This window comes from Cupriavidus sp. GW821-FHT02F09 (assembly GCF_059421605.1).
This window is the reverse complement of record NZ_JBWKVH010000006.1, coordinates 226,749-244,476: the sequence shown is the minus strand read 5'-3', so window position 1 is coordinate 244,476 and position 17,728 is coordinate 226,749. Positions and strand designations below refer to the sequence as shown.

The following is a 17,728-nucleotide window of genomic DNA, read 5'->3' as shown; positions in this document are numbered from 1 at the left end:
TCAGCTTACGCTGCGGCTCATCATGCGCAGCGCCGGCATGCGGTCGCGGATCTGCGTGGTGTCGGCCGCATCCGGGCGCGCCATCACATAGGCTTCCAGGTCGGCCAGCGCCGGGCGGAAGCACTCCAGGTTGGCATACGCAAGCCCGCGGTCGCGGACCTCCTCGATCGAGCCGGGCAGCAGGATCACCAGGCGGTTCTGCACCGCCAGCAAGCGCTGCCAGCGCGACTCCTGCAGATAAATCGACTTGAGATTGCGCAGCATGCGCGCCACGATCTCGCGGTGGCTGGCCACCTGCAGGAACAGGCCCAGCGGCACCTCGTTGGGATCCGCGATGCCCTCGCGCTCCAGGTGCGGGTCGAGCATCTCCTGCAACTGTTCCTTTGACAAGGTCTCGCCGGTGAGCGGGTCCACCACCACCTCACCGGCCGGGATCGACATCCGCACCAGGAAATGGTTAGGGAAGGACACGCCCTTGAGCGGCAGCCCAATGTGCTGGCCCAGTTCCATATAGAGTACCGCCAGCGAAATCGGGATGCCGCGCCGCTGCTTGAGCACGACGTTCAGGTACGAGTTGTCGGGGTCGTAGTAATCGTTCGCGTTGGCGCCGAAGCCCAGGTCGCGGTAGAAGAAATGATTGAGCAGACGCATGCGCTGGATGGCCGGCGTACCTTCGGCGACGCGGCGTTTCAGGCGTACCGCGAGCATGTCGAGCGCTGCGAGCTCGGCCTGCAGGTCCAGGTCCGGATAGGCATCCTGGGCGATCGAGAGCACGGTCTCTGTCAGCGGGATACCGTTCTCGTCTGCCACGAGACTGGCAAAGTATTCCAGGACTTTCGTGGTTGTCATTGCGGCGTTCCTGAATGCGGCCTGGCGGCTGTTCCAGATGAATGCTGGCGGCGTGGCGTGCGTTCCCGAACGGTAGGGTGTTGGTACCGTCCGCGGTCGCGCGCCTTGGCAGAACCGCTTCGTCTCATTCTGACACAACCTCAGTAGCCTTGACCCTGCACCGCGCGCTGCCGCGACCCCTGGCCCGGTGCCGTCTGGCACTGGCGACAAGGGCAGGTTTGGCAGGCGGGGGCTTGTTAGCCGGCTCTCCGCTTGAAAGCGGAGTATCTCAGCCCCATGAGCCACAGTGTACCGAAGTAGACGACTGCCGCAAGTACCAGGCACGAGGCCAGCAGGGCGATACGCAACAATGGCGTGGCACCCAGGGCGACCCAGTCGAAGTTGCGGGCGAACCACAACAGCATGCCCGCCAGCAGCGTTACGGCGGTCAGCAACTGGGCCAGGAACAACCACCAGCCCTTGGCCGGCGAGTAGAAGCCGCGCTTGCGCAGGCCCAGGAACAGCAGCAGCGCGTTGACGGTGGCGCCGAAGCTGATCGACAACGCCAGGCCCGCATGGCCAAAGCGCGGCACGAACACGTAGTTGGACAACTGCGTGATCACCAGCACCAGCAGGGCGATCTTGACCGGTGTGCGGATGTCCTGGCGGGCATAGAAGCCCGGCGCCAGGATCTTGATTAGGATCAGTCCCAGCAGGCCGATGCCGTAGGAGACCAGCGCCTGGCGGGTCATTTCCACCGCATGGGCGTCGAACTTGCCATAGTTGAACAGCACCGCCGTGAGCGGCGCGCCGAACACGAACAGCCCCACCGCGCATGGCACGGCCAGCAGGAAGGTCAGGCGCAGGCCCCAATCCAGCAGGCCGGAGTATTCGGCCCGGTTTTCCTCGGCGCTGGCTTTCGACAGGCTCGGCAGCAAGATGGTGCCCAGCGCCACGCCCAGCAGCGCGGTTGGGAATTCCATCAGGCGGTCGGCATAGGTCAGGTAAGACACACTGCCGGCGGCCAGGCGCGAGGCAATATTGGTATTGATGATCAGGCTGATCTGGGCCACCGAGACCGCCAGCAGCGCCGGCGCCATTTGCCGCATGACGCGGCGCACGCCGGGCTCTGCCCAGGCCGCGCGCAGGTTCAAGCGCAGGCGCGGCATCACGCCCAGGCGCCGGAGCGCCGGAATCTGCACCGCCAGCTGCAGGATGCCGCCCACCAGCACGCCCCAGGCCTGCGCGTAGATCGGCTGCGCCATATGGGGGCCGACAAACAGCGCGGCGATGATCAGGCAGATATTGAGCAGTACCGGGGTGAAGGCCGGCATGGCAAAGCGGCGCCAGGTGTTCAGGATGCCGGAGGCCAGCGCCACCAGTGAGATCAAGCCGATGTAGGGAAACATCACGCGTGTCATGAAGACCGCGGCGTCATAGGTTTCACCGCCATGCTGGCGAAAGCCCGTGGCGACGACCATCATGACCACCGGCGCGCCGATCACGCCAAGCAGCGAGACGCCCATCAGGACCCAGGTCATGACCGTGGCAACGGCATCGATCAGCGCGCGGGTATCGGTTTCGCCACGCTTGCTGTGGTATTCACCCAGGATCGGCACGAAGGCTTGCGAGAACGCGCCCTCGCCGAAGATCCGGCGCAGCAGGTTGGGGATGCGGAACGCCACGTTGAAGGCGTCGGTCATGTCCGAGGCGCCGAAGGCACGCGCGATCAGGATCTCGCGGATGAGGCCTGTGATGCGCGACAGCATCGTCAGGCTGCTGATGGTGGCGAGCGCTTTGAGCAGGTTCAAGATGGTTCGGCGGCAAGGGGTGGCGGCGGCAGCGTGGGTCGGACCGCCGGTGCGAACCGGGTTCAGACGCCGGGCGCGCGCCAAAGTTGCATCGAGGCCACGCGAGGGCGGGGCCGGTGTGGCGCGTATTATACGGTTTGGCCCCGCAGGCGCCCGGATATGCACGTATATCGGCCTTTGCTTCGCCCTGCTCGAGATGAGGTGCGGCTCGGCTTGCCAGCCGCTTTTTCTTGTGTGTATAATTGCCGATTCACAAGGCTAGTTGCGTTCCGGATTCGTGTGCCAGTGCATCCCGGGTCGCTTGATGTGCACTTAATTGTGTCCGCGGTTTGCTCCGTCCTCCCGTCGGGCACGCATCTGAATTCAGGAAATCTACTTAAATGGCAAATTCCGCACAAGCTCGCAAGCGCGCGCGCCAGGCCGTCGCCCAGAACGCCCACAACTCCAGCCTGCGTTCGCGTCTGCGTACCGCAGTGAAGGCTGTTCGCAAGGCGATCGAAGCCGGCGACAAGGCTGCTGCTGCCGAGATCTTCAAGAACTCGCAATCGATCATCGACGCTATTGCCGACAAGAAGATCGTGCACAAGAACAAGGCTGCGCGCCACAAGTCGCGCCTGTCGTCAGCTATCAAGTCGATGGCTGCCTGATATAGGCAATGGTGCCGGGCGCAAGCCAGGCACCTTCCGGCTGTTCGCCGGCCATTGCGTTGACCGCGCCGTTTCGGCGGCGTGTCACGGTCCTGGTCAGGTTGTCAGTCGGCAGGGTGGGTCTCCTACGGGGTATCCAGCCGATAAAAAAGCTCGTCATTTGACGAGCTTTTTTTTGCTTTGTACTTTGGGCTGGCGCCGGTCCTGAGGGTGCGTGCGGCTAGCTGCGGCCATGCCGCAGCTTCTTCGGTGTGGACTCACTCCAGCGAGCAGGCCTCGACCAGCTGCAGGTTGTTGTCGCGCGCGAAGTTGAGCACGAAGTCGAGCGCCTTGGGCTCGATGTCGCGCAGCCGCGCATCGACCACCACGCTCTTCAGCCCGCCGGCTATCACTGGCCGCACGTAAGGTGAGTAAGTGATGCGGGGGTCGCCGGTGTCGCCCTCGGGGCGGAATTGCGCCATCACGCCACACAGTCGTTCAGCCCAGTCGCTTGGGCGGAAGGTCTTGCCTTCCTTGGTGATGCCTTGGATGAAGTATTCGCGAACTGTGGGATTCATGGGACTGCGGGGATAAGACGGGTGACTCGACGGTAAACCCGCCAGACTGACCAAACGGAAGCCCGTTTGACGCGGCCAGGAAACAATTAGTTCGTTTCATTCCGGCCGTGGCGGCGGGGGCGTCGGTGTCGGCGGGGGCACTTTTGATGCCGGCAGCGGGCGGTGGCATGGGTATGCCGGGCCCCGCGTGAATCAGCCGGTATTATATCTTATATAAGACTCGCGCATAAGCCTCCGTGCCGGGCGAGGTGCCGTGCATGCTCGCCAAAGCCACAATAATCCCTTATGATTCTTACAGTTAAATTGCGTAAGCGACGCGAAAGGCGGCTCCGCGGCATGGCCAGGTCATGAACCCTTCATGGCGGCGTGCCACCACCGAGCCGCCTTCTTTGTTTTATGAGCCCAACTTCGATCAAGCATTACCTCCAGTTCAGCGACCTGACTCCCGACGAGTACGAGTACCTGCTGGACCGCGCACGGATTCTGAAGACCAAGTTCAAGAACTACGAGACATGGCATCCGCTGCACGACCGCACGCTGTCCATGATCTTCGAGAAAAACTCGACTCGTACGCGCTTGTCGTTCGAGGCCGGCATCCACCAGCTCGGTGGCCATGCCGTCTTCCTCAACACCCGCGACTCCCAGCTGGGGCGCGGCGAGCCGATCGAGGATGCGGCGCAGGTGATCTCGCGCATGGTTGACATCATCATGATCCGCACCTTCGGCCAGGAAATCATCGAGCGTTTCGCCGCGCATTCGCGCGTGCCGGTGATCAACGGGCTGACCAACGAATACCATCCTTGCCAGGTGCTGGCCGATGTCTTCACGTACATCGAGCAGCGTGGCAGCATCCGCGGCAAGACCGTCGCATGGATCGGTGACGCCAACAATATGGCCTACACCTGGATCCAGGCGGCCGAGCGCCTCGGCTTCACGTTCCATTTCTCGGCGCCTCCCGGCTATCAGCTTGATCCGGCCATGGTGCCGGCAACGGCTGCTCATCTGGTCAAGGTGTTCGACGATCCGCTGACCGCCTGCCAGGGTGCCGACCTGGTCACCACCGACGTGTGGACCAGCATGGGCTACGAGGCAGAGAACGACGCCCGCAAGCGCGCCTTCCAGAACTGGATGGTGACTACCGCCATGATGGATCGCGCCGGTGACGATGCCCTGTTCATGCACTGCCTGCCTGCCCACCGCGGCGAGGAAGTCGAGGCCGCCGTGATCGACGGCCCAAAGAGCGTGGTCTGGGAAGAGGCCGAGAACCGCCTGCACGTGCAGAAGGCCCTGATGGAATACCTGCTCTGCGGGCGTTACTGACCGCTGGCGGCCCGGCGCCACGATTGGCGCACATGCGGCGCGCCAATCCGGCGCCCGCATGCTCGCCCGGCTCGGCAAGTGCCGCCCAAGCCGGGGCGGACGTGTCAAAATAGCGGTTTATCCGCATCCCTTTTTCTCGCGTGACTGGCTTTGTGGCCGGCCGCGCTTACTTTTCGCATCGAGTCGAACATGAGCGATATCAAGAAAGTCGTGCTCGCCTACTCCGGCGGGCTGGACACTTCGGTGATCCTGAAGTGGCTGCAAGACACCTATCAGTGCGAGGTGGTCACCTTTACCGCCGACATCGGCCAGGGCGAGGAACTCGAACCTGCACGCCAGAAGGCGCTCAAGTTCGGCATCAAGCCGGAAAACATCTTCATCGACGACCTGCGTGAAGAGTTCGTGCGCGATTTCGTCTTCCCGATGTTCCGCGCCAACGCCGTCTATGAAGGCGAGTACCTGCTCGGCACCTCGATCGCGCGTCCGCTGATCGCCAAGCGCCAGATCGAGATCCTGCGCAGCACTGGCGCCGACGCCGTGTCGCACGGCGCTACCGGCAAGGGCAACGACCAGGTTCGCTTCGAGCTGGGCTACTACGGCCTCGAGCCGGGCGTGAAGGTCATCGCCCCATGGCGCGAATGGGACCTGTTGTCGCGCGAGAAGCTGCTGGCCTACGCTGAAAAGGCCGGCATCGAAATCGACATGAAGCACAAGAAGGGCGGCGCCCCGTACTCGATGGACGCCAACCTGCTGCACATCTCCTTCGAAGGCCGCCACCTGGAAGACCCCAAGGCCGAGGCCGAGGAAGACATGTGGCGCTGGACCGTGTCGCCGGAGAACGCACCGGACGCGGCCGAGTACCTGGACGTCGAGTTCGAGGGCGGCGACATCGTTGGCCTGAACGGCAAGCGCATGACCCCGGCTGAAGTGCTGACCGAGCTGAACCGCCTGGGCGGCAAGCACGGCATCGGCCGCCTTGACCTGGTGGAAAACCGCTACGTCGGCATGAAGAGCCGTGGCTGCTACGAAACCCCTGGCGGCACCATCATCCTGAAGGCCCACCGCGCTATCGAGTCGATCACGCTCGACCGCGAAGTGGCTCACCTGAAGGACGACCTGATGCCGCGCTACGCCAGCCTGATCTACAACGGCTACTGGTGGAGCCCGGAGCGCCGCGCGCTGCAAGTGCTGATCGACCACACCCAGGCCAAGGTCAATGGCTGGGTCCGCGTCAAGCTGTACAAGGGCAATGTGATCGTGGTCGCCCGCGACTCCAAGGACACGCTGTTCGACAAGACCATCGCGACCTTCGACGATGACGGCGGCGCCTACAACCAGGCCGACGCCGGCGGCTTCATCAAGCTGAACGCGCTGCGCATGCGCATCGCCGAAAACGCTCGCCGCCAGCGCGGCGAGTAAGCCAGACCGCAGGCATGCAACAGAAGAGGGGCCGTCATGGCCCCTTTTTTGCGCCGCCTTGCCCTCCGGTATTCCCGATTCAGTCATCCAGAACCAAGAGCATCAAGGAGAAATAGCGTGAGCCAGTTCGACAACGTATCCGTCGTCAAGAAAGCCAACCTGTACTTCGACGGCAAGTGCGTGAGCCACACCGTGCTGTTCCCGGACGGCACCCGCAAGACGCTGGGCGTGATCTTCCCCGCCGCGCTGACCTTCAACACCGGCGCCCCGGAGATCATGGAAATCAATGGCGGCGTGTGCCGCGTCAAGCTGGCTGGCGAAGACAAGTGGCAAACCTATGGCACTGGCCAGCAGTTCAATGTGCCCGGCGACAGCAGCTTCGATATCGAAGTGACCGAAACGCTGGACTACGTCTGCCACTTCGGTTGAGCACGGCAGCCCGGACGGGTTAAAGCACCACCGGCTCGGGTTCGATTCGCACGCCGAAGCGGGCTTGTACCGCATCGGCGATGCGGTGCGCCAGCGCCAGCAGCGCCTGCCCGGTGCCGCCGCCGTGGTGCACCAGCACCAGCGCCTGCTTGCCATAGACGCCCACCGGGCCGTCGCTGACCCCCTTGAATCCACACTGGTCGATCAGCCAGCCGGCTGCCAGCTTGTAGCTGCCGTCAGGCTGGGCATGGCTGACCAGGTTGGGATACCGCACCAGCAGCGCGTCGCGCAGCTCGGCGCTCACCAGCGGGTTCTTGAAGAAGCTGCCGGCATTGCCGACCTGGGCCGGATCGGGTAGCTTGCGCGAGCGGATCGCGATCACCGCGTCGCGGATGCGGTCTGCCGTGGGATGCGCCGCAGGATCTTGCGCCAGCTCGCGCGCCAGTTCCGCATAGCCCAGCACTGGCTGCCACGGCAGCGGCAGGCGCAGGGTGACGGCGGTGATGATGTAGCGGTCCCGACCCTCACGCTTGAACAGGCTGTCCCGGTAGGCGAACTGGCACTGCTCCAGCGTCAGATGGACGAATTCGCCGCTATGGCGGTCGAGCGCGCGCAGGCTGTCGAAGCGCTCGCGCAGCTCCACGCCGTAGGCGCCGATGTTCTGGATCGGCGCCGCGCCCGCGGTGCCGGGGATCAGGGCCAGGTTTTCCAGGCCCGGAAGGCCGTCGGCGATCGTGCGGCAGACCAGCGCATGCCAGTTCTCGCCGGCACCTGCCGTCACAAGCTGGGCGGCATCCGCCGAGGCCACCGCGTAGCCGGGAATCTCCATCAGCAGCACGAGCGCGTCAAGGTCCTGCGTAAGGACCACATTGCTGCCGCCGCCGAGCACCACCAGCGGCAGGTCTTGCGCGCGGGGATCGGCCAGGGCGGCCAGCAGGTCGGCTTCGCTGCGCACGTGCACCGCAAAGCGCGCGCGCACGTCGAATCCGAATGTATTGTGGCGGCGCAGGGGATAAAATTCGAGGAAATCTGCCATGCAAGGGAAAGGTGAAGCGGCCCGCCGGGGTCGACGGCACCGGACTGCAGGGTAGGCTGGATTATACGTAAGCGCCGCCGCCAGCCGGCGCGCGCCCGGTACAAGCAATAAGCAACACACAGCAAGACAAGGAGAATGCAATGCCGTCGTTTGACGTAGTGTGCGAAGCGAACATGATCGAGGTGAAGAACTCGGTCGAGCAGGCCAACAAGGAAATCACGAACCGCTTTGACTTCAAGGGTTCGGATTCGCGGGTCGAGCACAAGGAGAACGAGCTCACCGCGTTCGCCGATGACGATTTCAAGCTCGGCCAGGTCAAGGACGTGCTGATCAGCAAGATGGCCAAGCGCAATGTCGACGTGCGCTTCCTCGACTACGGCAAGACCGAGCGCATCGGCGGCGACAAGGTCAAGCAGGTCATCACCATCAAGAAGGGCGTCACCGGCGACCTGTCGAAGAAGATCGTCAAGATGATCAAGGACAGCAAGATCAAGGTGCAGGCCAGCATCCAGGGTGACGCGGTGCGCGTCACGGGCACCAAGCGCGACGATCTGCAGAGCGTGATCGCGCTGCTGCGCAAGGATGTCCCCGAAGCGCCGCTGGACTTCAACAACTTCCGCGACTGATCCTGTCGCCGGCAGGCGTGGCAGCCATGCTGCCGCGCGCCCGCTTTTTCCTTTTTCTTTAGCGCGCCTGCGGCAGGCCGCCGATCTTCGCGCCGGCCTTCAGGCCCTTCTGCGCAAACCAGCCCTTGTTCATCTCCAGCGCGTAGCGCACGGCCGCGCGCGGGCAGTGGTTGTCCTCGGTCTGGGGCGCCATGTCTTCGATATTGACGATGGACCCGTCATCGGCCAGGAAGGCGATCGACAGGGGCAGGTCGGTATTCTTCATCCAGAAGCAGTGTCCGGCTTTCTCTTCGAACACAAACAGCATGCCCTCGTTGGCGGGCATGGTCTTGCGGTACATCAGGCCGAGCTCGCGGGCTTCCGGCGTGGCGGCGATTTCCGCCTTGATCGCGTACATGCCAGCGGTGAGTTGCCTGACCGGCAAGCTGGCCGGGGACTGGGCACAGGCGGCGGCCATGGCGGCGAGGGCGCAGCCGCTGACGAGCAGGTTCTTGAGCAAAGGGCGCATGAGTTGGAGCGGCAAATGACGGGTTCGGGACAGCCGCCAGCATAGCGCAGCTACCGCGCGAGCGGCACGGACAAATATTCCACTTCGTTGCGGCAGGCCTGATTGTCGCGGGCAAGAAAAAAGGCAGGCGCCTTGCGGGCAACCTGCCTTGCTTGCCGGGCGCTAAGCCCGGCCTGCCTGCAAACTCTTACTTCGTTGCAGCAGCGTCAGCCTTGGCAACCGGAGCAGCCTTGGTCTTGCTGTGAGCGTGCTTCTTGGACTTCTTGGTGCTCTTCGTCGCGGGCTTTGCAGCCGGTGCTTCGGCGGCAGGCGCTGCAGCAGCCGGGGCTGCCGGTGCGGGTGCGGCGGCTTGGGCGAAAACGCCGGTGGCGAACAGGCCGGCAACCAGAGCAGCGATCAGTTTGTTCATGCTTAACAACCTCGAAGGTAAATCGATTCGGAAGAGTTGACTCGTATGCGACGCGTCAGTGTCAAAAACGAAACGAGGCGGTGAGCCGTTGACTCGCGACTTGTTAATATTTGTAACTTTTTGCGCGAGGGCGTGCGTGGCGCCGCTCCGCCGGGCTGGTCGCCGCCCCCGATCCACGCCCGCGCACGATCTCGCGGGGACGTGGCGCGGCTACGGCTTCCAGGCCGAGCGCGCTCGGGTCGATCTCGCACCATTGCCCTGGCGCGAGTCCGAGCGTACGCAGGTCGAGCCTGCCAATTTGCACGCGCACCAGGCGCAAGGTCGGAAATCCCACCGCCGCGGTCATTCGGCGCACCTGGCGGTTCTTGCCCTCGCGGATCTCGAGTTCGAGCCATTGGGTCGGGATGGCGGCGCGAAATCGCACCGGCGGATTGCGTGGCCACAGAAAGCCTGGCTCGTCGATGCAGCGCGCTCGCGCCGGCAGCGTGCGGAAGTCTCCGAGGTCGACGCCATTGCGCAGGTGCGCCAGGGCGGCTTCGCCGGGCACGTTTTCGACCTGGGCCAGATATGTCTTGGGCAGTTTGTGATGCGGATCGGCAATGCGCGCCTGCAAGATGCCGTCATCGGTCAGCAGCAGCAAGCCTTCGCTGTCGGCATCGAGCCTTCCCGCCGGATACACGCCGGGCCGCTGCACGCAGTCGCCGAGAGTCGGGCGCGACGGGTGCGCGGAGAACTGGCTCATGGTGCCGAAGGGTTTGTTCAGTGCGATCAGCGTCATCGAGAGTATTGGGGCCTGGCGCGCGGATAGGCGCATGAATGGCGTCAGTATGGGGCGTCAGTATGCCGTAGCCCACGCCGGGCGGCGCGGGGCCGGCCAGGATGGCGGATCATGAAATTTTGCTGCATAATACGAAACGGTCTTATGTCTTATATAAGACTTGTATGCGTGTGACGCATAGCCGGGCAGTCCGCGTGTGGTGCGCAACGGCATCGCCTGCGCGCCAATCGCCGTTAAAATGCCCGCGCGCCACCCAAATCTCGCCGTCTGGTCACGAATCCGGCGGCTCGTTGCAACCCCCCGTTCCGTACTGGAGACGTCATGTATCAACACATCAAGGTTCCGGCCGGCGAAAAGATCACGGTCAACCAGGATTTTTCGCTGAATGTTCCGGACAATCCGATCATTCCGTTCATCGAAGGCGACGGTACGGGCCTGGATATCACCCCGGTGATGATCAAGGTGGTCGATGCAGCCGTGGCCAAGGCCTACGGTGGCAAGCGCAAGATCTCCTGGATGGAGATCTACGCCGGCGAGAAGTCGACCAAGGTGTATGGCCCTGACGTGTGGCTGCCTGAAGAAACCCTGGAAGTCCTCAAGGACTACGTGGTGTCCATCAAGGGCCCGCTGACCACGCCGGTTGGCGGCGGCATCCGCTCGCTCAACGTGGCGCTGCGCCAGCAACTGGACCTGTACGTCTGCCTGCGCCCGGTGGCGTACTTCAAGGGCGTGCCCTCGCCGGTGCGCGAGCCGCAAAAGATCGACATGGTGATCTTCCGCGAGAACTCGGAAGACATCTACGCCGGGATCGAATGGGAAGCGGAAAGCGACCAGGCCAAGAAACTGATCGCCTTCCTGCAGAACGAAATGGGCGTGAAGAAGATCCGTTTCCCGGATACCTCGGGCATTGGCGTCAAGCCGGTCTCCAAGCAAGGCACCAAGCGCCTGGTGCGCAAGGCCATCCAGTACGCGATCGACAACGACAAGCCGTCGGTGACCATCGTGCACAAGGGCAACATCATGAAGTTCACCGAAGGTGGCTTCCGTGACTGGGCCTACGAGCTGGCACAGCAGGAATTCGGCGCCGAGCTGATCGACGGCGGCCCGTGGTGCAAGTTCAAGAACCCGAAGACCGGCCGCGAAATCGTCATCAAGGACGCCATCGCCGACGCCTTCCTGCAGCAGATCCTGCTGCGCCCGGCCGAATATTCGGTGATCGCCACGCTGAACCTGAACGGCGACTACATCTCCGACGCGCTGGCGGCCCAGGTTGGCGGCATTGGCATTGCCCCGGGCGCCAACCTGTCGGATTCCGTGGCCATGTTCGAAGCCACCCACGGCACCGCACCGAAGTACGCCGGCAAGGACTATGTGAACCCGGGTTCCGAAATCCTCTCCGCGGAAATGATGCTGCGCCACATGGGCTGGACCGAAGCCGCCGACCTGATCATCTCCTCGATGGAGAAGTCCATCCTGTCGAAGAAGGTCACCTATGACTTCGCCCGCTTGCTCGAAGGCGCGACGCAAGTGTCGTGCTCGGGCTTTGGGCAGGTGATGATCGACAATATGTAATCCTATTTCGGGCCATCTCAGCCTGAACCGAAACCCCGGCGACTCAACGGTCGCCGGGGTTTTTTTCATCCCGTCGTATCAAGAGGTACTACCCGGCAAGTGTGCAGCCAGGTCGACATAATAAAGACCGAATAGGACACATAAGGAAAATGCTCTCCGCACTTGCAGAAATGTCTGATTGATTTTAGTGCTGTATCGCGCATAAATAGGGGCGCGAAACGCCTATCAATCAATCCATGGGAGAACGCATGCACAACGTGAGGCAGTTGACCGCAACTTGGGAGGCCAAACCATGATGCGCAGAGTTGCGTGTGTGGGCGACAGGCTTTCACCAGATGGCGTCATCCTCCCGTATGACGGTCCAGTTTTCACTATCGGTGACGGTGCCGGCCACCAGGTAGCGCTTATCGGTGGGCAAGCCTACTGCGAAGCCTGCAAGAGCACCGGCATCATTGCAAAGGCTGGCGGACCGAGCCGTATTAGCTTCATGGGCGAGACGGCGGCTGATGGCGATATCGTGCTCTGCAAGTGCCCGACACATCCGAGCATTATCGCCACTCTCGCCGGCGAGACTTGGGGCGACGACGAAGCCGAGAGTGCTGGAATGGCGAGCGTGCAGGATGCGATCGCAGGCACATCGGATTTCATAGCGGCACCCTTCCTGGCCTCTAATCCCCGTTACGACCAACAGGTGCAACTCCTGGACGAAAAATCCGGCCAACCCCTGGCACGCCGGCGCTACCGCCTTACAGGCGATGCCGGATCGATTGAGGCGCGAACGGACGACAGCGGTATGACCGAGCGCATTTCGAGCGATACCGCAGCGACCATGACGCTGGAGATTTTTGGGGAGGATGCCTGATGCAACCAATCAAGACGATACAAATTCCATTGACGCCGATTGAGAAGCGCGCGCCCGTGAAGGTCTATCTGCTGCGGCCTCGCGGGACTCTGTATTGGGGTGGGGCCGGACTTGATGGAGGCTACGTGCGGCCGCAACTCGAGGCATTCCGGAAGGCCGGGGTTACCCACTGCTTTGCAGGCCTTACAAACTCGGCGACTGCCGATCTTCCCAAGGGCACGGGCTATGCATTTGCGGGCACGTTGCTCGATGCCATTCGGTCCGGTCTGGCCATCCGCTCACGCGATGACGGGGAATGGACAATCACAAGCGGCATGGCGGCAGAGGCTCCCCAATTCAATCTGATAGGTTACAGCTATGGGTCACTGCTAGCGGCTCAGACGGCATGGTCATATGCTCGTGCCGGGCACGTGATTGATCATCTCGTATTGGTGGGGTCACCTATCGAGGCAGGGTTTCTCGCCGATCTGCGTAGCCACAAGGGTATTCGCAAGACCACTGTAATCAATCTGACTGAACATGGAGATCCGATTTACGCCGGGATGCCATGGGCAGAGCTTGCTGTGGCGGCACCGCTGCTCGGCAAACAAATGATTGCAGGCAAAGGGGAAGGGCATTTCTACTATGCGCATGTGATGCCAGACAGCCCGCGGCGTTGGACCGCCCTAGCGCAGCGAGTCGCTGACGAGGGGCTCCGATGAAATGGGCCAGTGGCAGGCTTGCACGCGCCGTGGACTGCATCAGTATCGGCCTAGCGCTCCTGGGCGTGGCCTTTGGCGCCTACACAGTAGCTACGCCGATAACAACCATCGACCAGGTGACGACCGGCCCTCTGGTGGCGGTTGCCGGCGCCGCACTTGCTCTGGCTTGTCTCCTGGCTCTGATTGGCCTGGTGCTTGTGTTGCTAGCGCTTGTTCTACGTGCTCCTGGGCGGTGGCGCATCATCGCCTCCTATTGCGTAGGGGTGGTGTTCTTCGTCGGCACCTTCCTACTCGCGGATTCCTGGGCGGCCCGTCACCTACCCCCACGGCAGACGAGCGCTGCCGCCATAATCAGCAATCTCGATGTAAGTGCTTAGCCATCTTTCCACAGGCCGACGGCGCGCCGTTCGGGCCTGAGTGGCCGGACCATGCGCTCATGGGCGGCTGGGCCGACCATCGCGAATGCCACGTTGGCGGCGACTTCCTGTTGATCTACTGGCTGGATAGTGCCGGCACTGGAGGGCAAGATATTTTGCGCCTAATGACGTGCATTTCGGGGTGTTTGAATGTGCGGAAACAGCCAAAATTGTGCAAAAAGCCACCAAAGCGCTGCAAAAACGACCGGAAATCAATGAGGAATCGAAGTGGCAGGCTAAAAGGCGCGACCAGCGAGCCAAACAAAAAGCCCGGCATTGACCTGGCCGGGCTTTTTGTCGGATGCGTTACGTGCTGCTGTCCAGCCTGCGTGCTTTGGGGCGGGGCAGGCCGATCCCGTTCCGGGGGTGATCCCCCGCATCCTGTCGTGGCCGCCTCAAGCTCTACCGGCTGGTGCGGCCGCGCACCGAATCTTCAGGCGTTATCCTGGATATTGGTGGCTTGTTTGCCCTTGGGGCCCTGGATGATTTCGAAGGATACGCGCTGACCCTCTTTCAGGGTCTTGAAGCCATTCATCTGGATGGCCGAAAAGTGCGCAAACAGTTCTTCTTCGCCGTCGTCCGGCTTGATGAACCCAAAGCCCTTGGCGTCATTGAACCATTTGACGATACCGCTTGCCATAAACTCCCCCAACAAAAAAAGCAGGATACGAGCGGGGGAAAGCGCCGCGGCCAGTGGGCGCCCGGCTAGTGTTCTTGCGCGCTGCCCGGATGGAACCGGGTCGGGCGCAAAGGCACGACTGTGCGGGCACCGCGTGGCGGCCAGTTTGATGTGCTGACTCGCCGCCGCTGGATTCGTGGGCCTCCCTGCTCACGGATCACTCAGTCCGGATGATTGCTTGGCTCGCGTAACCAGACGTGAATGTGCGAACGATTCTTCTGTCAAACCTGCGCACTGTCAAGTTGGCAGATTCCCCACTCCCGGTAGGGTGTGGCGGGAAAGGAACGGCTGTAGATGGTATTTTGGAGGGAAAGGGCGCACCGCGAAGGCGTGCGCCCTCCCGTCCAAGTGACCCACGAGTGAACCCGGATGCCTTCGGCGTCCACGGAATCTGGATGGCCGCTGCATCGGCCTCTTGAATCCGGTGTCTTTTCCCCAAATTGCAGAGTTGTGCGTAAGGGTTAGAATAAAGCCATGGCTACACGGCTGGCAAATGTCCCACAACGCGAAGCAGGCACCGTACTGGAGCGGAAAGAGCAGGCGCTCAAACCACCCGCCATGTACAAGGTGTTGCTGCTGAATGACGACTTCACCCCGATGGAGTTCGTCGTGATGATCCTGCAGCAGTATTTCAGCAGGGACCGGGAGACGGCAACGCAGATCATGTTGACCGTCCACCGGGAGGGTAAGGGGGTCTGCGGCATCTATACCAGGGATATCGCGGCAACGAAGGTCGAGCTGGTGTCAACCCACGCACGGCAGGCGGGTCATCCGTTGCAGTGCGTGATGGAGGAAGCATGATTGCGCAAGAATTGGAAGTCAGCCTGCACATGGCGTTTGTTGAAGCCCGGCAGGCACGCCACGAGTTTATAACCGTGGAGCACCTGCTACTGGCGTTGCTTGACAACCCCACGGCAGCGGAAGTCTTGCGCGCCTGCGCAGCCAATATTGAGGATTTGCGCACCAGTCTGAAGAACTTCATCGCGGACAACACGCCCGTGGTGCCTGGTACCGACGAGGTGGATACCCAGCCTACGCTGGGCTTCCAGCGCGTCATCCAGCGCGCCATCATGCATGTCCAGTCCACTTCCAACGGCAAGAAGGAAGTGACCGGGGCCAATGTCCTGGTGGCGATCTTTGGCGAGAAGGACTCGCACGCGGTGTACTACCTCCAGCAGCAGGGCGTGACCCGGCTGGATGTGGTCAATTTCATCAGCCATGGCATCCGCAAGGACCAGGCCGAGCCCGCCAAGCATGGCGACGGCACGGCCGAGGGCGAAGGCGGTGATGGCAAGGAGAGCCCGCTCGAGCAGTTCACCCAGAACCTGAACACGCTGGCCAAGGCCGGCAAGATCGATCCGCTGATCGGCCGCGAGAGCGAAGTCGAGCGGGTGGTCCAGGTGCTGTGCCGCCGGCGCAAGAACAACCCGCTGCTAGTGGGCGAGGCGGGTGTCGGCAAGACCGCGATCGCCGAAGGCCTGGCTTGGCGCATCACCAAGAACGAAGTGCCCGACATCCTTGAAAAGGCAGTCGTGTACTCGCTCGACATGGGCGCCCTGCTGGCCGGCACCAAGTACCGCGGGGACTTCGAGCAGCGCCTCAAGGGCGTGCTCAAGTCGCTCAAGGACAATCCGAACGCGATCCTGTTCATCGACGAGATCCACACGCTGATCGGCGCGGGCGCCGCTTCGGGCGGGACGCTGGACGCCAGCAACCTGCTCAAGCCGGCACTGTCGTCAGGCCAGCTCAAGTGCATCGGCGCGACCACCTTCACCGAGTACCGAGGCATCTTCGAGAAGGACGCGGCCCTGTCGCGCCGTTTCCAGAAGATCGACGTGGTGGAGCCGTCGGTCGACCAGACCGTGCAGATCCTGCGCGGCCTGAAGTCGCGCTTCGAAGAGCACCATGGCGTCAAGTACGCGGCAGCGGCGCTGACTGCGGCGGCCGAGTTGTCGGCGCGCTTCATCACCGACCGCCACCTGCCGGACAAGGCCATCGATGTGATCGATGAGGCCGGTGCAGCCCAGCGCATCCTGCCCAAGTCCAAGCAGAAAAAGACCATCGGCAAGGGCGAGATCGAAGACATCGTTTCGCGCATCGCGCGCATCCCGCCGCAGAGCGTCAACCAGGATGACCGCAGCAAGCTGCAGACCCTGGATCGCGACCTGAAATCGGTGGTGTTCGGCCAGGAACCGGCCATCGAGGCGCTGGCTTCGGCCATCAAGATGTCGCGCGCGGGCCTTGGCAAGACGGACAAGCCGATCGGCTCCTTCCTGTTCTCCGGCCCGACCGGGGTGGGCAAGACCGAAGTGGCCAAGCAGCTTGCCTTCATCATGGGCATCGAGCTGCTGCGCTTCGACATGTCCGAATACATGGAACGCCACGCGGTGAGCCGGCTGATTGGCGCGCCGCCGGGATATGTGGGCTTTGACCAGGGCGGCCTGCTGACCGAGGCCGTCACCAAGAAGCCGCACTGCGTGCTGCTGCTGGACGAAATCGAGAAGGCGCATCCGGATATCTTCAATATCCTGCTGCAGGTGATGGATCATGGCGCGCTGACCGATAACAATGGCCGCCGCGCCGACTTCCGCAACGTGATCATCATCATGACCACCAACGCGGGAGCGGAAACCATGAACCGCGCCACCATCGGCTTCACGTCCTCGCGCGAGCAGGGCGACGAGATGGTCGACATCAAGCGCATGTTCACGCCGGAGTTCCGCAACCGGCTGGATGCCATCATCAGCTTCCGTTCGCTTGACGAGGAAATCATCCTCCGCGTGGTCGACAAGTTCCTGATGCAGCTTGAGGAGCAGCTTCACGAGAAGAAGGTGGAAGCCAGCTTCAGCGACCACCTGCGCAAGTTCCTCGCCAAGAAGGGTTTCGACCCGCTAATGGGCGCGCGGCCGATGCAGCGCCTGATCCAGGACCTGATCCGCAAGGCGCTGGCTGACGAACTCCTGTTCGGCAAGCTGGTGTCCGGTGGCCGGGTGGTGGTGGATCTCGACGAGCAGGACCAGATCAAGCTGGACTTTGCCGAGGCTGCCGCAGAACCGCCGGAAGCGCCGGAAAACGAGAAAGCGGAAGTCTAGGACAAAGCGCGAAGGGCAGGCAGAGCGGACCTTGCCTG

The 17,728-nt window shown here is 62.6% G+C and carries 19 protein-coding genes; 11 read left to right on the top strand and 8 right to left on the bottom strand.

Annotated features, from left to right (window positions below; genetic code table 11):
• Nucleotides 1–849, bottom strand: coding sequence for a SirB1 family protein (locus AC07XB_RS10025; protein WP_150985991.1), 849 nt, complete (start codon nucleotides 847–849; stop codon nucleotides 1–3).
• 236 nt (nucleotides 850–1,085) lie between these two features.
• The gene (murJ, locus tag AC07XB_RS10020; RefSeq protein ID WP_043349366.1) at nucleotides 1,086–2,639 is read right to left on the bottom strand and encodes a murein biosynthesis integral membrane protein MurJ; all 1,554 of its coding nucleotides are present in this window, start codon (nucleotides 2,637–2,639) and stop codon (nucleotides 1,086–1,088) included.
• 380 nt (nucleotides 2,640–3,019) lie between these two features.
• On the opposite strand from murJ, the gene rpsT reads away from it, so the two are divergent.
• Nucleotides 3,020–3,286 (top strand): 30S ribosomal protein S20, encoded by a 267-nt coding sequence (gene rpsT / locus AC07XB_RS10015; protein WP_006157537.1) that lies wholly within the window; start codon nucleotides 3,020–3,022, stop codon nucleotides 3,284–3,286.
• Nucleotides 3,287–3,543: 257 nt separating this feature from the next.
• Here rpsT and AC07XB_RS10010 read toward each other — a convergent pair whose 3' ends face one another.
• On the bottom strand, nucleotides 3,544–3,843 hold the full coding sequence (locus tag AC07XB_RS10010; RefSeq protein WP_043349364.1) for a DUF3579 domain-containing protein: 300 nt from the start codon (nucleotides 3,841–3,843) through the stop codon (nucleotides 3,544–3,546).
• Between the two features lie 396 nt (nucleotides 3,844–4,239).
• Between AC07XB_RS10010 and argF the strand changes: the two genes are divergently transcribed.
• The 3 genes from argF (at nucleotide 4,240) to ppnP (ending at nucleotide 7,011) form a co-directional block, all read left to right on the top strand.
• Nucleotides 4,240–5,163: an ornithine carbamoyltransferase gene (gene argF / locus AC07XB_RS10005; protein WP_043349360.1), complete on the top strand. Its 924-nt coding sequence runs from the start codon at nucleotides 4,240–4,242 to the stop codon at nucleotides 5,161–5,163.
• A 189-nt stretch (nucleotides 5,164–5,352) separates the two neighbouring features.
• Nucleotides 5,353–6,582 (top strand): argininosuccinate synthase, encoded by a 1,230-nt coding sequence (locus AC07XB_RS10000; protein ID WP_035867543.1) that lies wholly within the window; start codon nucleotides 5,353–5,355, stop codon nucleotides 6,580–6,582.
• 117 nt (nucleotides 6,583–6,699) lie between these two features.
• A complete protein-coding gene (gene ppnP / locus AC07XB_RS09995; protein ID WP_492829039.1) occupies nucleotides 6,700–7,011 on the top strand; it encodes a pyrimidine/purine nucleoside phosphorylase in 312 nt (103 codons plus the stop codon).
• A 19-nt stretch (nucleotides 7,012–7,030) separates the two neighbouring features.
• On the opposite strand, the gene murB is transcribed toward ppnP, so the two are convergent.
• Nucleotides 7,031–8,047, bottom strand: a complete 1,017-nt coding sequence (gene murB / locus AC07XB_RS09990) for a UDP-N-acetylmuramate dehydrogenase (protein WP_492829037.1) — start codon at nucleotides 8,045–8,047, stop codon at nucleotides 7,031–7,033.
• 140 nt (nucleotides 8,048–8,187) lie between these two features.
• On the opposite strand from murB, the gene AC07XB_RS09985 reads away from it, so the two are divergent.
• Nucleotides 8,188–8,673 (top strand): YajQ family cyclic di-GMP-binding protein, encoded by a 486-nt coding sequence (locus tag AC07XB_RS09985; protein WP_006157531.1) that lies wholly within the window; start codon nucleotides 8,188–8,190, stop codon nucleotides 8,671–8,673.
• 58 nt (nucleotides 8,674–8,731) lie between these two features.
• On the opposite strand, the gene AC07XB_RS09980 is transcribed toward AC07XB_RS09985, so the two are convergent.
• From AC07XB_RS09980 to AC07XB_RS09970, 3 genes are all read right to left on the bottom strand, one after another.
• Complete coding sequence (locus AC07XB_RS09980) at nucleotides 8,732–9,181, bottom strand: DUF192 domain-containing protein (RefSeq protein ID WP_492373103.1); 450 nt, start codon at nucleotides 9,179–9,181, stop codon at nucleotides 8,732–8,734.
• 187 nt (nucleotides 9,182–9,368) lie between these two features.
• Nucleotides 9,369–9,590 carry a hypothetical protein gene (locus AC07XB_RS09975; RefSeq protein WP_416049626.1) on the bottom strand — a complete coding sequence of 74 codons (222 nt, stop codon included), beginning with the start codon at nucleotides 9,588–9,590 and terminating at the stop codon, nucleotides 9,369–9,371.
• 103 nt (nucleotides 9,591–9,693) lie between these two features.
• On the bottom strand, nucleotides 9,694–10,368 hold the full coding sequence (locus tag AC07XB_RS09970) for a pseudouridine synthase (RefSeq protein ID WP_492373102.1): 675 nt from the start codon (nucleotides 10,366–10,368) through the stop codon (nucleotides 9,694–9,696).
• Nucleotides 10,369–10,689: 321 nt separating this feature from the next.
• On the opposite strand from AC07XB_RS09970, the gene icd reads away from it, so the two are divergent.
• The 4 genes from icd to AC07XB_RS09950 all read left to right on the top strand — a co-directional run bounded on the left by icd (nucleotide 10,690) and on the right by AC07XB_RS09950 (nucleotide 14,425).
• Nucleotides 10,690–11,940: an NADP-dependent isocitrate dehydrogenase gene (icd, locus tag AC07XB_RS09965; protein WP_043349336.1), complete on the top strand. Its 1,251-nt coding sequence runs from the start codon at nucleotides 10,690–10,692 to the stop codon at nucleotides 11,938–11,940.
• Between the two features lie 292 nt (nucleotides 11,941–12,232).
• Nucleotides 12,233–12,802: a PAAR domain-containing protein gene (locus AC07XB_RS09960; RefSeq protein WP_492829035.1), complete on the top strand. Its 570-nt coding sequence runs from the start codon at nucleotides 12,233–12,235 to the stop codon at nucleotides 12,800–12,802.
• Nucleotides 12,802–13,503: a hypothetical protein gene (locus AC07XB_RS09955; RefSeq protein WP_492829033.1), complete on the top strand. Its 702-nt coding sequence runs from the start codon at nucleotides 12,802–12,804 to the stop codon at nucleotides 13,501–13,503. Before AC07XB_RS09960 ends, AC07XB_RS09955 begins: the two co-directional genes overlap by 1 nt.
• A 1-nt stretch (nucleotide 13,504) precedes the next feature.
• Nucleotides 13,505–14,425: a type II toxin-antitoxin system YafQ family toxin gene (locus tag AC07XB_RS09950; RefSeq protein WP_492829031.1), complete on the top strand. Its 921-nt coding sequence runs from the start codon at nucleotides 13,505–13,507 to the stop codon at nucleotides 14,423–14,425.
• Here AC07XB_RS09950 and AC07XB_RS09945 read toward each other — a convergent pair.
• Nucleotides 14,353–14,559 (bottom strand): cold-shock protein, encoded by a 207-nt coding sequence (locus AC07XB_RS09945; protein WP_150986000.1) that lies wholly within the window; start codon nucleotides 14,557–14,559, stop codon nucleotides 14,353–14,355. The genes AC07XB_RS09950 and AC07XB_RS09945 overlap by 73 nt on opposite strands.
• A gap of 513 nt (nucleotides 14,560–15,072) precedes the next feature.
• Here AC07XB_RS09945 and clpS point away from each other — a divergent pair.
• Together clpS and clpA are read left to right on the top strand one after the other, a co-directional pair.
• Nucleotides 15,073–15,399 (top strand): ATP-dependent Clp protease adapter ClpS, encoded by a 327-nt coding sequence (gene clpS / locus AC07XB_RS09940; protein ID WP_006157525.1) that lies wholly within the window; start codon nucleotides 15,073–15,075, stop codon nucleotides 15,397–15,399.
• On the top strand, nucleotides 15,396–17,690 hold the full coding sequence (clpA, locus tag AC07XB_RS09935) for an ATP-dependent Clp protease ATP-binding subunit ClpA (RefSeq protein ID WP_043349328.1): 2,295 nt from the start codon (nucleotides 15,396–15,398) through the stop codon (nucleotides 17,688–17,690). The genes clpS and clpA overlap by 4 nt, the downstream gene beginning before the upstream one ends.
• Nucleotides 17,691–17,728 lie beyond the last annotated feature (38 nt).

What these genes read in the sequence shown, in the direction of transcription:
- AC07XB_RS10025 (WP_150985991.1), bottom strand. Translation starts at nt 849, where the DNA reads ATGACAACCACGAAAGTCCTGGAATACTTTGCCAGTCTCGTGGCAGAC.
- rpsT (WP_006157537.1), top strand. Translation starts at nt 3,020, where the DNA reads ATGGCAAATTCCGCACAAGCTCGCAAGCGCGCGCGCCAGGCCGTCGCC.
- AC07XB_RS10010 (WP_043349364.1), bottom strand. Translation starts at nt 3,843, where the DNA reads ATGAATCCCACAGTTCGCGAATACTTCATCCAAGGCATCACCAAGGAA.
- argF (WP_043349360.1), top strand. Translation starts at nt 4,240, where the DNA reads ATGAGCCCAACTTCGATCAAGCATTACCTCCAGTTCAGCGACCTGACT.
- AC07XB_RS10000 (WP_035867543.1), top strand. Translation starts at nt 5,353, where the DNA reads ATGAGCGATATCAAGAAAGTCGTGCTCGCCTACTCCGGCGGGCTGGAC.
- murB (WP_492829037.1), bottom strand. Translation starts at nt 8,047, where the DNA reads ATGGCAGATTTCCTCGAATTTTATCCCCTGCGCCGCCACAATACATTC.
- AC07XB_RS09985 (WP_006157531.1), top strand. Translation starts at nt 8,188, where the DNA reads ATGCCGTCGTTTGACGTAGTGTGCGAAGCGAACATGATCGAGGTGAAG.
- AC07XB_RS09980 (WP_492373103.1), bottom strand. Translation starts at nt 9,181, where the DNA reads ATGCGCCCTTTGCTCAAGAACCTGCTCGTCAGCGGCTGCGCCCTCGCC.
- AC07XB_RS09975 (WP_416049626.1), bottom strand. Translation starts at nt 9,590, where the DNA reads ATGAACAAACTGATCGCTGCTCTGGTTGCCGGCCTGTTCGCCACCGGC.
- AC07XB_RS09970 (WP_492373102.1), bottom strand. Translation starts at nt 10,368, where the DNA reads ATGACGCTGATCGCACTGAACAAACCCTTCGGCACCATGAGCCAGTTC.
- icd (WP_043349336.1), top strand. Translation starts at nt 10,690, where the DNA reads ATGTATCAACACATCAAGGTTCCGGCCGGCGAAAAGATCACGGTCAAC.
- AC07XB_RS09960 (WP_492829035.1), top strand. Translation starts at nt 12,233, where the DNA reads ATGATGCGCAGAGTTGCGTGTGTGGGCGACAGGCTTTCACCAGATGGC.
- AC07XB_RS09955 (WP_492829033.1), top strand. Translation starts at nt 12,802, where the DNA reads ATGCAACCAATCAAGACGATACAAATTCCATTGACGCCGATTGAGAAG.
- AC07XB_RS09950 (WP_492829031.1), top strand. Translation starts at nt 13,505, where the DNA reads ATGGGCCAGTGGCAGGCTTGCACGCGCCGTGGACTGCATCAGTATCGG.
- AC07XB_RS09945 (WP_150986000.1), bottom strand. Translation starts at nt 14,559, where the DNA reads ATGGCAAGCGGTATCGTCAAATGGTTCAATGACGCCAAGGGCTTTGGG.
- clpS (WP_006157525.1), top strand. Translation starts at nt 15,073, where the DNA reads ATGGCTACACGGCTGGCAAATGTCCCACAACGCGAAGCAGGCACCGTA.
- clpA (WP_043349328.1), top strand. Translation starts at nt 15,396, where the DNA reads ATGATTGCGCAAGAATTGGAAGTCAGCCTGCACATGGCGTTTGTTGAA.